General features: G+C 64.2%; 8 protein-coding genes and 1 pseudogene. 3 read left to right on the top strand and 6 right to left on the bottom strand.

What is annotated here, in order from left to right:
* Window positions 1-107: 107 nt before the first annotated feature.
* Window positions 108-365, bottom strand: a pseudogene (locus tag AX703_RS10135) (SUMF1/EgtB/PvdO family nonheme iron enzyme); the annotation flags it as partial.
* 129 nt (window positions 366-494) lie between these two features.
* Window positions 495-1,247: a FadR/GntR family transcriptional regulator gene (locus AX703_RS10130; protein ID WP_062343863.1), complete on the bottom strand. Its 753-nt coding sequence runs from the start codon at window positions 1,245-1,247 to the stop codon at window positions 495-497.
* 101 nt (window positions 1,248-1,348) lie between these two features.
* On the opposite strand from AX703_RS10130, the gene manD reads away from it, so the two are divergent.
* The 3 genes from manD to AX703_RS10115 are packed head-to-tail and all read left to right on the top strand — an operon-like array spanning window position 1,349 to window position 6,274.
* Window positions 1,349-2,557, top strand: a complete 1,209-nt coding sequence (gene manD, locus AX703_RS10125; RefSeq protein WP_062343862.1) for a mannonate dehydratase — start codon at window positions 1,349-1,351, stop codon at window positions 2,555-2,557.
* 29 nt (window positions 2,558-2,586) lie between these two features.
* A complete protein-coding gene (locus tag AX703_RS10120; protein WP_062343861.1) occupies window positions 2,587-3,834 on the top strand; it encodes an MFS transporter in 1,248 nt (415 codons plus the stop codon).
* A gap of 4 nt (window positions 3,835-3,838) precedes the next feature.
* Window positions 3,839-6,274 carry a TIM-barrel domain-containing protein gene (locus AX703_RS10115; RefSeq protein ID WP_062343860.1) on the top strand — a complete coding sequence of 812 codons (2,436 nt, stop codon included), beginning with the start codon at window positions 3,839-3,841 and terminating at the stop codon, window positions 6,272-6,274.
* An 88-nt stretch (window positions 6,275-6,362) separates the two neighbouring features.
* Here AX703_RS10115 and AX703_RS10110 read toward each other — a convergent pair whose 3' ends face one another.
* The 4 genes from AX703_RS10110 to glpK all read right to left on the bottom strand — a co-directional run bounded on the left by AX703_RS10110 (window position 6,363) and on the right by glpK (window position 13,267).
* A complete protein-coding gene (locus tag AX703_RS10110; protein ID WP_197423670.1) occupies window positions 6,363-7,265 on the bottom strand; it encodes an alpha/beta hydrolase in 903 nt (300 codons plus the stop codon).
* Entirely contained in the window at window positions 7,262-9,175 is a 1,914-nt protein-coding gene (locus AX703_RS10105; protein WP_082734523.1) for a glycoside hydrolase family 2 protein, read from the bottom strand. Before AX703_RS10105 ends, AX703_RS10110 begins: the two co-directional genes overlap by 4 nt.
* A gap of 122 nt (window positions 9,176-9,297) precedes the next feature.
* Complete coding sequence (locus tag AX703_RS10100; RefSeq protein ID WP_082734522.1) at window positions 9,298-11,550, bottom strand: TonB-dependent receptor; 2,253 nt, start codon at window positions 11,548-11,550, stop codon at window positions 9,298-9,300.
* A 238-nt stretch (window positions 11,551-11,788) separates the two neighbouring features.
* Complete coding sequence (gene glpK / locus AX703_RS10095; protein ID WP_062343859.1) at window positions 11,789-13,267, bottom strand: glycerol kinase GlpK; 1,479 nt, start codon at window positions 13,265-13,267, stop codon at window positions 11,789-11,791.
* Window positions 13,268-13,270 lie beyond the last annotated feature (3 nt).

The raw sequence follows: 13,270 nt of genomic DNA, 5'->3' as shown, positions 1-13,270 counted from the left end.
CGGTCCACATCGTTGTATCCCAGGTAGTTTTTGGCGAAACCCCTGAATCAACGACTGGGCGGGTCGTCAAGCTAACCCACTGATACCACTCAACTTAGTTTCGGATCGGGCTCTGAGGTCTTGTTGAACACCAGCGAACCGGCACGGGCCATATCCGGCAGCATGCCCGGGTAGTCGTTCGGATCAGGGGCGATCTCGGCGACAGTCACGTAGCCGGTGGCGGCGACGAACGCGGCGAACTGCGCGTTGGTCACCGGAGCCTCATCGATCCAGAAGGCGTCAACCTTGACCCGCCGCAAGGGTGCCTCTTCGGGGTAGAAGGTTTCCGAGCCCATCGTGAAGGTTCCACCCTCGATCAGGCGCATGTTCTGCATTATCAGATGGGTTCGATCACGCAATGTTGCTGATCCAATACATTTTGCAGCGGGCTCAGCTAATGTCGTTGGAAGAGCAGTTGTTTCCGTGGTCGCTGGCGCGCGGCTTGAAGTAGGTGCTCACGCCATAGCTTTGGCGTAGCGATCGCGTTTGGCTTGTGTTGCTCTTCGTGCTTCGGCGAGGAGTCGTTCTTCGGTGGCGAAGAGGAGGCCGTCGAGCACGGCGGAGAGGTGGGTGCGCATGGCGGTGCGGGCGGCGTTGGGGTCACGCGCGCGCAGGGCCTCGAGGATCGCGGTATGCTCCTCGACCACCGGCTTGATGTTGGCGTGGCGGGCCTTCTCGTGCAGGAGCGCGGCCTCGGGCGAAGTGCCGCGCAGGTCCCACAGCTGCGCCACGGTGTTGTAGACCGCCACGTTGCGCGTCGCCTTGGCAATGGCGAGGTGGAACGCGCGGTCGGCGGTCTCGGTGCCGTTGGGGCTCCGGTTCTCCTCGGCGATCTGCTGGACCAGCACCTCGATCTCGGCAAGGTCCTCGTCGGTCATCTGCGTGGCGGCCAGTGCCGCTGCCTCGCCCTCGAACAGCAGCCGCGCCTCGGTCAGTTCGAACGCGGTCACGTTGAAGCCGGGACGGTCGTTCTCGCCGGGCAGCCGCTTCACATAGGCGCCCGAGCCGACCCGCACCTCGACCAGCCCCTGCACTTCGAGCGCGATGATCGCCTCGCGCACCGTCGGCCGGCTCACCTCGTAGCGCAGCGCAAGGTCGCGCTCGGCCGGCAGGCGGCTGCCCACCGGATAGCGCCCGCTGGCCAGTTCATCGAGCAGCGAGCGGGCGAGATCCTGATAGAGCCGGTCGTGTGATTTGCCAGTTGTCATGGAAACTTTCTGGTATTACCAATTCAAGAAACTTGACAGACCGAAACCGGTCCGTCAATCGGTATTACCACAATCCGCCTGTCCTTAGCGAGTGTCCCCCCATGAAAATCACCGCCGCCCGCGTCATCGTCACCTGCCCGGGCCGCAACTTCGTGACGCTGAAGATCGAGACCGACCAGGGCGTCTACGGCATCGGCGATGGCACCCTCAACGGCCGCGAGCTCTCGGTCGTCGCCTATCTCGAGGAGCACGTCATCCCCTGCCTCATCGGCATGGACCCGCGCCGCATCGAGGATATCTGGCAGTATCTCTATCGCGGGGCCTACTGGCGCCGGGGACCTGTCACCATGCGCGCGATCGCCGCGGTCGACATGGCGCTGTGGGACATCAAGGGCAAGATGGCCGGCATGCCGGTCTACCAGTTGCTGGGCGGCCGCAGCCGCGACGGGATCATGGTCTATGGCCATGCCAACGGCGCGGACATTGCCGAGACGGTGGAAGCGGTCGGCCACTACATCGACATGGGCTACAAGGCGATCCGCGCCCAGACCGGCGTGCCCGGCATCAAGGATGCCTATGGCGTGGGCCGCGGCAAGCTCTACTACGAACCGGCCGATGCTGCCCTGCCCTCGGTCACGGGGTGGGACACGCGCAAGGCGCTGAACTATGTGCCCAAGATGTTCGAGGAGCTGCGCAAGACCTACGGCTTCGACCATCACCTGCTGCATGACGGCCACCACCGCTACACCCCGCAGGAAGCGGCCAATCTCGGCAAGATGCTCGAGCCCTACCAGCTGTTCTGGCTGGAAGACTGCACGCCGGCCGAGAACCAGGAAGCCTTCAGGCTGGTGCGCCAGCACACCGTCACCCCGCTGGCCGTGGGCGAGATCTTCAACACCATCTGGGATGCCAAGGATCTCATCCAGAACCAGCTGATCGACTACATCCGCGCAACCGTCGTCGGTGCCGGCGGCCTCACCCACCTGCGCCGCATCGCCGATCTGGCCAGCCTCTACCAGATCCGCACCGGCTGCCACGGCGCCACCGACCTCTCGCCCGTCACCATGGGCTGCGCCCTCCACTTCGATACCTGGGTCCCCAACTTCGGCATCCAGGAATACATGCGCCACACCCCCGAAACCGACGAAGTCTTCCCCCACGACTACCACTTCGAAAAGGGCGAACTCTTCATCGGCGATACCCCCGGACACGGCGTCGACATCGACGAAGAACTCGCCGCCAAATACCCATACAAACCAGCATACCTCCCCGTCGCACGGCTCGAGGACGGAACAATGTGGAACTGGTAGGACCAGGCGCGGGGAGAGGATCGCAAGGCATGAACTGGAAATCGGCGCGGCTGCGCATCCTGGTGCTGGTGATGGTGGGCACCATCCTCAACTACATCGCGCGCAATTCACTGGGTGCGCTGGCGCCGCAGCTCAAGCTCGATCTGCAGATCACCACAGAGCAGTATTCCTACATCGTCGGCGCCTTCCAGTTGGCCTACACGATCATGCAGCCGATCGGCGGCATGCTGATCGACCGGATCGGCCTGACCGCAGGCTTTGCCCTTTTCGCGGTGGCGTGGAGCGTCGCCAACATGGCGCATGGCTTTGCGCGGGGCTGGCTCTCGCTCGCGGCATTTCGTGGCCTGCTCGGCATGGCGGAAGCCGCGGTGATCCCCGCGGGCATGAAGACCATTGGCGAGTGGTTCCCTGACCGAGAGCGTTCGGTTGCCACCGGCTGGTTCAATGCGGGGACCGCGCTGGGCGCAGTGATCGCGCCGGTGATGGCCGCGCTGCTGGCCAAGCACTATGGCTGGCAAGCCGCCTTCGTCGTCACCGGAGGCATCGGGCTGATCTTCGCCGTGGCGTGGTATCGCTGGTATCGCTCGCCACAGGATGCGACTTATGTCAGTGCCGAGGAACTGGCCGAGATTCAGGAGGGCCAGCGCCCTGTCCCGGTATCCGCAACGACGATCCGTTCCATCATTGGCTCGTGGCGCTACTGGGCCATCGCCGTTCCGCGCTTCCTTGCCGAACCCGCATGGCAGACGTTCAGCTTCTGGGTGCCGCTCTATTTCGCCAAGGAGCGCGGCTGGGATCTTACCCAGATTGCCCTTTTCGCGTGGGTTCCGTTCCTTGCGGCTGACGCTGGCGGCATCCTTGGCGGCTATCTCGCGCCTTGGCTGCAGCGCTGGAAGGGTTTGTCGCTCGAAGGATCGCGCATTGCCGGCATCTGGATCGGTGCCGTGCTGATGATCGCACCGGGTTGCGTCGGACTTGTCGCCAGCCCCTATGCGGCAATCGGGTTGCTCGCCATCGGCGGTTTTGCCCATCAGGTGATCTCGGTGCTGATCAATACCCTGTCCGCCGACGTCTTCCCCAAGTCCGACATCGCCAAGGCCAACGGCCTCGTCGGCATGGCGGGATGGACCGGCGGGCTGCTGTTCTCGCTCGCCATCGGCCAGTTCGCGGACAAGATCGGCTTTGCGCCACTGTTCGCCTGCCTTGGCCTGTTCGACCTGATCGGCGCGATCTGGCTCCTCGCCCTGCGCCGCCGCCTTGCCTTCGCGAAAGCCTGAGTTGATGAACGACCTCTCCCCTCCCCGCCGCGCCCGCCTCTCCGCACCGCCACGTTTCTCCGTATCCGAAACCAGCGGACCGCGCGTTACGCTCGGCTCCGATACCGCCGCGGTGGCCCACGTCTTCGTTCTCGAAGACGACGTGATGCGGGTGCTCTTGCTGGCAAATGGCGAAGTCACGTCCCCGCCCAGCTGGACCATAGCGCCGGGCGCCGAAGACATTGCCGAACCGGGCCGCGACCGCATGGACACGAGCGGCTTTTCCGCCCCGGCCTTTACGCTGGAGGACACAGGCGGCCAGATCGTCATCGCTACGTCACGCCTGAAGCTTACCATCAGAACCGAAGGTCTGCTCTGCACCTGGCATCAGGCCACGGCGGATGGCTGGCAGCTCATTTCCGAAGACCGCCCTACCCAGGCCTACAACTTCGGCTGGTGGGACGAGGCAACCTACCACTACGTCAAGCGCCGCCCGGGCGAGCGCTATTACGGGCTGGGCGAGCGCAGCGGCGACATGGATCGCGCCGGACGCCGCCTGCGCCTGACCAATGTCGATTGCATGGGTTACGACGCGCAGAGCGACGATCCGCTCTACAAGTCCATCCCGTGGGTGCTGGTGGTCGACGGCGGGGGCGCGGCACATGGCGTGTTCTACGATACCCTGGCCGATCCGGTGTTCGATTTCGGGCACGAACATTCCAACTACCACCCGCACTATCGCTATATGCGCGCGGAGAGCGGCGATCTTGACTACTACATGATCGCCGGGCCGGATGCGGCCGCCGTGGCCCAGCGCTTTACCTGGCTGACCGGCCGCCCCGCCTTCATGCCGCGCTGGTCAGTCGGCTATTCGGGCTCGACCATGCTCTATACCGATGCCCCCAACGCGCAGGAGCAGATGGGCGAGTTTCTGGCAGGCCTCGAAAAGCACGGCGTCCCCTGCACCTCGTTCCACCTGTCATCGGGCTACACCTCGATCGGCGACAAGCGCTACGTGTTCAACTGGAACCGCGACAAGTTCCCGGACATCGAGGGCTTCGTCAAAAGCTATGCCGATGCGGGCGTCGAGCTGGTTCCCAACATCAAGCCAGCGCTCCTGCTGTCCCATCCCCGCTATGCCGAACTGGCGTCGAAAGGATGGTTCGTCAGCGACGCGAACGGCCAGCCGGTGGAGTGCCTGTTCTGGGATGAACTGGGCAGCTATCTCGATTTCACCAATCCGCAAGCTGCTGCATGGTGGCGCGAGCAGGTGACCGGACAGCTGCTCAGCTTCGGCATGCGCGCCACGTGGAACGACAACAACGAATACGAGATCTGGGACAAGAGCGCGCGCTTTGCCGGATTCGGGTCTCCCCGGCCCGCCGCTGCGGAGCGCCCGACCCAGACGCTGCTGATGATGCGCGCTTCCCGCGCCGCGCAGATCGCCTATCGCCCCAACGAGCGTCCCTATCTCGTCACCCGCAGCGGCATGGCCGGGATGCATCGTTATGCGCAGACCTGGTCCGGCGACAACTTCACCGCGTGGAAGACCCTGCGCTACAACCAGAAGATGGGGCTGGGCCTCGCCCTGTCCGGGGTCTCCAACACGGGGCACGACATCGGCGGCTTTGCCGGCCCCTCGCCCGAGCCGGAACTGCTGCTGCGCTGGGTGCAGGCGGGCATCCTCATGCCGCGCTTCTCGATCCACAGCTGGAACAGCGACGGCACGGTGAACGAGCCGTGGATGTACCCCGAAACTACCCCGGCGATTGTCGGCATGATGAACCTGCGCCGGGCGCTGGTGCCACTCCTGCACGATCTGCTGTGGCGGCATCACGCTCAGTACGATGTCGTGACGCGGCCGCTGTGGCTGGACTTTCCGGAAGACCTGCAGGCGTGGACCGACGCCGACGCCTATATGCTCGGGCCGAACCTGCTGGTCGCCCCGGCGCTCGACAAGGGCGTCGGCTCGGTTCAGGCCTACCTCCCCGGCCCCACCCGCTGGATCGACCTGCGCGACGACCGTCTTCTTGAAGGCGGCAAGGTGCATGATCTGCCCGCTCCGGCAGAAGGACTTCCGCCTGTCCTCGCGCGTGAAGGCTCGGCCCACCTCGTTGACATCGCTCCGGGCGGCTTTGTCCCGCCAGCGCCGCAGCCTGCCGTGCTGCTGCTGCTCGCACCGGGCGACAGCCGCCTCGAGTGGACCGGCTATGACGAAGCTGGCGATGCGTGGCCGGATCCGGCGCAGCCGCCGATGTGGCAGGCGACCATCCGCACATCTGCCACCACCATCGACATTCAAGCGGCATGGCGTGGCCCCAATCCGGCGCCCTCGCCGGTCCTGTCGTTTGCCGTGCCGGAGCGCGAGCAGCGGACGATTAGCGTCAATGGCACCGTGCTGCCGCTGCGTTCAGCGCAAGTCCTGGGGCTGCAGCGCAAGGTCGTCGACTGGCGGGTCTGAAGCCCGCAAAAAACCGGCCCGAATGCACTGCGCACTCGGGCCGGTAGTTGGAACTGCCATTGGCAGTGGTGGATCGGATAAGTCGGCGTCAGCGGCTGACGATACCGTTGGCCTTCAGCCAAAGGGCATACTGGTCGAACCAGGCATCGCTTGTCGTGCCGTTGGGCTGCGAGGCAAAGCCGTGGCCGCCCGCGCTGTAGAGGTGGAACTCCACCTTCGCGCCGGACTGGCGCCAGGCATGGAACAGCCCGAAATCCTGTTTGATGAAAAAGCGGTCGTCAGCGGCAATGGCGGCGAACAGCGGCGGGGCGTTGGCGGGAACCTCCGACTTCTCGGTCGGCCCATAGATCATGCCGACAAAGTCCGGCGGCGCGTCTGCAGCATTCGCCTGCGTCGTTGCCAGGGTCGTCATCGCCCCTGCCGAAAAGCCGAGGATGCCCACCTTGGCGGCATTGACGTGCCAGCGCGCCGCATTCTTCCGCACCAGCCTGATCGCCGCCTGCGTATCGGCCACGGCATAGTCGCGGTTCGTCAGGTCAACCGGCGCGCCCTTCTGGAACAGGTTGCCGAGCGCTTCCTTGAACCCGTCGATGCTGTCAGGCACCGGCTGCGTGCGGTACTTCACGATGAACACGCGGACGCCCAAGCTGTCGAGCCGGCGCGCCACATCAAAGCCTTCGTTGTCCATGGCCAGGAACTGGAAGCCCCCGCCCGGCACCAGAAGCACCGCCGGAGCTTCGGCATCGGCCGGCAGGCTGCTCGGCCAGACGATCAGTTGCGGCTTGCTCACATTGTATACCAGCCGCTGGTCGGGTGTCTGCTGGGCCCAGGCCTCATGCGCCGGGTTGGCGCGCGGGAGGGTCACCGGCAGATCGACGCTGGCCATTGCAGGAGGCGTTGCCACGGGCAGCACCCCTTTGACCCAGTCCCCCGGTGCGGCGAGCGCCGGGACGGCAACGAGGCTGAGTATCAGGGCAGAAAGACGCTTCACTTGCTGGGCTCTCCGGCTTTGCGGGCGAAGTATTCCGCAAGCACGCTGAACGCCTGCTTGCGCTGACCCGTCTCGGAAATCAGGCCCTTGCGGTTCCAGCCCATCTGGAAATCCGGGTTCTGCCTGCGCGGCGAGCGGAAGTCCTTCAGGATCCATGGTGAAATTCCGCGCAAGGTCGGCACGCGGTCGGCCATATCCAGTGTCTTGCGATAGAACTCGGCCTGAAATTCTTCCGAGAACTTCTGCATGCCGTCCGGGCTGTGGAACCCGGCCTTGGCGTCGGCGCCGAACTCCGAAAAGATCAGCGGCTTGTCGGCCGGCAGGTTCCACACGCTGCTTGGCAGATCGGCCAGACGGTCGGGCGTGTACCAGCCGTTGTAGGTGTTGATCGAAACGATATCGAGATCGTCCGCCAGCGGATCGGCCATCGTCATGGTCGGCACCGTCGCGGCCTTGTCGCGCTCGACCAGCAGGGCCGCGCTGACAAGGCGGCTGGGATCGAGGCGCCGCACGTCACCGATCAGCGTGCGAAGGAAGGCGTTGCGCGCATCGCTTACCGGCGTTTCATTGGCAACGCTCCAGATCACCACAGAGGCACGGTTGCGATCGCGCAGGATGTTCTCGGCCAGCATGTTGCGCGCCGTCGCCAGCGTGGACGGGTTGGACCATGCCACCATCCAGTAAACCGGCACCTCGCTCCACACCAGCAGCCCCATCTCGTCGGCGGTGCGGGTCATCACTTCGGAATGGGGATAGTGCGAAAGGCGCACGAAATTGCCGTGGAGGCCGTCCTTGATCTCGCCCAGCAGCGCCCGCGCATTGTCGGGCGTGATCACGCGGGCGGGGTTCGCCGCAATCTCTTCCTCGTGCATCGAGATGCCGCGCAGGAACACCGGCTTGCCATTGAGCAGGATGTCCGCACCCTTGCGCTCGATCGTCCGGAAACCGACCCGGTCGCGCCATGTGTCATCGCCCGCTGCCAGCGTAACGTCGTAAAGCTTCGGGTTCTCGGGCGTCCAGCGCATCAAGGCGCGCGGCGCAGCCGCCGTGGCGCGCCAGTTGCCCTGCGCGTCGGTTCGACCTTTCAGGTCAAACGGCAGCCCGGCGACCTTCAGCTGCACCGGCTGGTTCGCCGCCGCCGGTCCATCGAGATGCGCATCGACAGCGATCTTGCCCTCGCGCGTCAGCCGCACCCAGGCGCTATCGACGTAAGTGTCGCTGGTGTGGACGAGCTTCACGTCGCGCGTGACGCCGCCATAGTTTTCCCAGTCGGTGACCGGCGGCGGCACGGTAGCGGCAGTGGCCGCCGAATCGACCCCGATGGTGATCTGGTTGTCGCCATCACGCAGCAGCCGGGTCACATCGAAGGCAAAGGGGGTGAAGCCGCCCTCGTGCCGACCGACCGGCTGACCGTTGACGAAGACGACCGTGGCATAGTTCGAAGCGCCAAAACGCAGGAAATAACGGCCCTTGCGCCCCGCCGGACTGTCGAAATGACGGCGATACCATACGAGGCCCTGATAATGCCGCATTTCCGGCGAGGCAGCGAGCCACGACCCCGGCAGCTTGACCTTGCGGTCATGGTCAAGATCGAACTCGAACAGCTCACGGTTGTCCCGCGCCAGCGTCTTGCGCACATCGATGTCGAGCCAGCGCTGCTCGGTCCGGTTGGGCGCTTCACCGTGGAAGCCGGCAATTCCCGATCGGTAGGGGTCGATCGACCAGTTCCATTCGCCCGATAGGTCCACGCCATCGCGCATGTCGGCCGATACGAGCAATGGCGCAGTATCGACAGTGGCAAGCGGCAGCGTCGTGAAGACGGACTCCGCGGCAAGAGCCTGCGTCGCGAATGCAAATGCGCCCGCCAGAAGCGGGCCGAGAAATGCTTGATCGAACCGTGCCACGCGCATGCTCTCTCCTGCCGTACTTATCCGGGCGCATATCTGCCACCGGGCCTGCTCTTGCAGTGCTTGGCCGGTCGCAGTCCTTAAAGAAAAATGGCCGGGCGCTCTTCGCGCCCGGCCATCCGTGATCAGAAGTTCAGGCTGGCCCGAACCCCGCCATAGCGGCGGAAATCACGAGGGAGAATTGCTGCGGTAGCGATATTGCTGCCGCCGCCCCACACGCCCGAGTTATTGATCAGCGAGGGGTAGTACTGCACGTCGAACAGGTTGTTGACGAATGCCGCCACTTCCCACTTGCGGCTTTCATCGCGCGCGCCGACCGAAAGGTTCACGATCGTGAACTCCTTCTGGAAGGTCTGCGGATCGCGCGCCACGTAGAACACGCTACCGGTGTACTGGACGTTTGCCTGGATCAACCCGCGGATGTTTTCCGTTAGCGAAGGCGTCACTTCGCCGGTCACGTTGAACTTCAGCCTCGGCGCCTGGACGGCGCGCTCGCCGGTCAGGTTCTGGAAGGCCGGAGACTTCGTGCGATCGCAACCCTGTGCCGCCGACTGGTTCGGGAAGCATGGCGACGACGGGAAGCTGATGTACTTGGCATCGAGCACCGCGATCGAGGTGTTCAGGTTGAACAGGTCGCTCGGACGGAAGCCCGCGTCGATTTCCACGCCCTTCGTGCCCAGCTTGCCGACGTTGGTCAGGCGGAAGTTGGTGGTCAGGTCGGGCAGCACTTCCACAGCCTGCGCCTGCAGGTTCTTGTAGGTCGTGTCGAAGTAGGTGACGTTGAAGGTAAGCTTGCGATCGAAGAGCTGGGTGCGCAGACCGAATTCGATGTCGCGCGAGGTTTCAGGCTTGATCGGACCGGCATTGGCCCGGTTTGCATTGAAGCCGGTGGTCAGGTCGTAGGTCTGGCCCTTGTAGCCGGTCGAGTAGGTCGCAAATGCGCTGATCGTCGGCGTGAACTCATAGCGCAGGCTGGCACGATAGGTTGCAGCCGTGTCAGAGGCGTTGCCGGCGAACTGTGCGTTGCCGTTCTGGATATCCTTGAAGGTATAGCCAATGCGCTCGTTCTGGATGCGCGCGCCGCCGGTGAAGGTTGCATTGGGCATGAACTGCCAGTCAGCCTGCACGAAGGCAGCGATCTGGCTGGACTTCGAGGTGGCGAACCAGTTGGCCAGCGAGAACGCCGGGCCGCGATAGAACGGGCGCTCGAAGTCCACGTTCGCATAGTAGGCGCCCACGGTGTAGCGGAACGGCTTCGAACCGTCCGAGAGCAGGCGCACTTCCTGGGTAAACAGGTTCGAGCGGAAGGTGCCGGTCTGGATGTTGTTTTCCGAGGCGAGGCTCGACGAGGTTTCATCCGAGTCGAAGTAGTCGTTCAGCTCGAAGCTGTCGTACGAGGTGATCGAAACCAGCGTGTGATCGCCCAGCGTGAATTCGCCACGCAGGTTGCCGCCGCCACCTTCATAGTTGGTACGGGCGTTGTAGTTGTTGCTGATGTTGGTGTTTTCCGGCCCCGGCTTGACGCCTGGCATGACGACTGTCGCCAACTGGCCGGTGCCACGGAAGCGCAGGCCTTCGGTCATGCGGATATAGGGGCGGCCCACCGTGGTATTGCCGCTCATGTAGTTGAGCGACAGCGTCACGCTGGCATCGGAAGAAGGCTCCCAGCGCAGCTTGGTGCGAACGCTGCCGGATTCGCGGCCGTTGACCTTCTTACCGTTGAACAGGTTGCGGACGTTGCCATCCCACTTGGAATAGGCACCGGAAACCACGAAGCCGAGCGTGTCGCTGATCGGACCCGAAACGCTGAAGTTGGCGCCATATTCGCTGTCGGTGGTGGCCGTGGCGTTGGCGCGGATCTTCAGCTCGTCAGTGGGGTTGCGCGTGATCAGGTTGATCAGGCCGGCCGAAGCCGCCTTGCCGTAAAGTGTCGACTGCGGGCCACGCAGCACTTCGATGCGCTCGATATCGGGCAGGTCGCTGAACGCGCGAGCCTGGAAGGCCAGCGGCACTTCGTCGACCAGCACGGCAACGCTCGGCTCCACGCCGATGCCGAAAGCGAACGTGCCGACGCCGCGCAGCGAGACGTTGGCGTTGACCGGATGCTCGGCAGGGCGAATGGTCAGCGAGGGCGAGATCTTGCCGAGGTCGCCAAAGTCACGCACGCCGGCAGCAGCCAGCTGCGTCGGACCGACAACGGACACGGCCAGCGGCACGTTCTGCACGTTTTCAGCGCGCTTCTGCGCAGTCACGATGATTTCGCCGGTATCGGCAGGAGCGGCGTCTTCCGCTGCAGTCTGCGCCCATGCGGCCTGCGCGCCAAAGGCGATCGCCATGGCCATGGCGCTGACACCAAGTGAATTACGGATGCACTTCATGAAACCCCTCCTCATGCGCGGACCGTTATCCGCCTCGAACGGAGGTCTATTACCAAATGGCCTAGCCAGATGCAAGACTGGTTTTACAGGTAAGGTCACATATTGGTCAGATGTTTCATTCCAAGTGGTATTCTATCGACTTTTATTGCCCGATTCCACGCAAAAGCTGCGGCTGCAGTCGCGGACTCGAGATGCAATGACAGGTTTGGTCAGGCCAGATTCCGGGATCTGCCACATCTCAAGTCAGCGTGGCACGGCGGATAGCAGCCCGCCATTCGCTCCTCAGACGCTCTCGCTGATTGCTTTCCATCGCCGGTTCGAATCTCGATAGACCCTCGACAGCCGCGGCCCCATCCAGCACGTCCGGCCAGCCACCACACCGATGCCCGGCCAGCATCGCTGCTCCCAGAGCCGTCGTCTCGAGATTGGCAGGACGCTCGACAACAATGTCGAGGATGTCCGCCAAGAACTGGCAGAACCAGTCGTTCGCCGCCATCCCGCCATCGACGCGCAGCGATGCCAGCGCCCCGGCCCCATCCTGTTCCATCGCGGCAACCAGATCGGCTGTCTGAAAGGCCACCGATTCGAGCGCCGCGCGGGCGATGTGCGCGGCGCTCGAATCAAAGGTCAGGCCGGCGAGCATGCCGCGGGCTTCAGTGCACCAGTGCGGCGCGCCCAGGCCGACGAAAGCTGGCACCATATATACGCCGCCGTTGTCTGGCAGTCGCGCCGCCATCTCCTGCGTCTGTTTCGCCTCGACGATGATGCCCAGCCCGTCGCGAAGCCACTTGATCGCCGCGCCCGCCACGAAAAGCGAGCCTTCCACCGCATAGTGCGTTTCGCCATCGATCCGATACGCGATCGTGCTGAGCAGGCGGCTGCGCGAACGCGCCACGGTCGTGCCGGTATTCAGCAGCATGAAGCCGCCGGTGCCATATGTGATCTTGGCCTGACCCTGCGCAAAGCAGGACTGACCGACCAGGGCTGCCTGCTGATCTCCGGCAATGCCGCAGATGGGGATGCTCCCGCCAAGCAGGCTCGTCATGCCGAAGTCGGCGGCACTGGCGCAGACTTCGGGCAGCAGCGCGGCAGGCACCCGGAACAGTTCAAGCAGTTCGGGACACCAGCGCTGCTCCACGATATCGAACAGCAGCGTCCGGCTGGCATTGGTCACATCGGTCTTGTGGCTGTGCCCTTCGGTCAGCCGCCACAGCAGGAATGTGTCGATGGTGCCGACGGCCAGCTCTCCCTTCTCGGCACGCTCGCGCGCTCCGGGGATAGTATCGAGCAGCCAGGCAATCTTCGTCGCCGAGAAATACGGGTCGAGCAGCAGGCCGGTCTTTTCGTGAACGAACGCCTGATGGCCCTGCGCCTGCAATGCGGCACAAGTATCCGCGGTGCGCCGATCCTGCCAGACGATCACGTTGTGCAGCGCTTCGCCCGTCGCCCGGTCCCAGAGGACAACGCTTTCGCGCTGGTTGGTAATGCCGATCGCGGCAATATCGTCGGCGCTTGCACCGGCCTTGGCCAGGGCCTCGCGCGAGGTCTGCAGGGTATCGCGCCAGATCTCCTCCGGATCATGCTCGACCCAGCCATCGGCCGGATAGTGCTGTGCAAATTCGCGCTGCGCACTCGCCGCCACGCGCCGCGAGCCATCGAACACCAGGGCGCGTGTCGAGGTCGTGCCCTGGTCTATCGCCAGTACGAGATCACCCATTCC

Origin of the sequence: Novosphingobium sp. CCH12-A3, assembly GCF_001556015.1 — a bacterium.
GTDB lineage: Bacteria > Pseudomonadota > Alphaproteobacteria > Sphingomonadales > Sphingomonadaceae > Novosphingobium > Novosphingobium subterraneum.
Note: the sequence above shows the minus strand (reverse complement) of the source record. Positions and strands in the feature narration are given on the sequence as shown.

Coding starts and splice junctions, on each gene's coding strand:
- AX703_RS10130 (WP_062343863.1), bottom strand. CDS start 1,247: ATGACAACTGGCAAATCACACGACCGGCTCTATCAGGATCTCGCCCGC.
- manD (WP_062343862.1), top strand. CDS start 1,349: ATGAAAATCACCGCCGCCCGCGTCATCGTCACCTGCCCGGGCCGCAAC.
- AX703_RS10120 (WP_062343861.1), top strand. CDS start 2,587: ATGAACTGGAAATCGGCGCGGCTGCGCATCCTGGTGCTGGTGATGGTG.
- AX703_RS10115 (WP_062343860.1), top strand. CDS start 3,839: ATGAACGACCTCTCCCCTCCCCGCCGCGCCCGCCTCTCCGCACCGCCA.
- AX703_RS10105 (WP_082734523.1), bottom strand. CDS start 9,175: ATGCGCGTGGCACGGTTCGATCAAGCATTTCTCGGCCCGCTTCTGGCG.
- AX703_RS10100 (WP_082734522.1), bottom strand. CDS start 11,550: ATGAAGTGCATCCGTAATTCACTTGGTGTCAGCGCCATGGCCATGGCG.
- glpK (WP_062343859.1), bottom strand. CDS start 13,267: ATGGGTGATCTCGTACTGGCGATAGACCAGGGCACGACCTCGACACGC.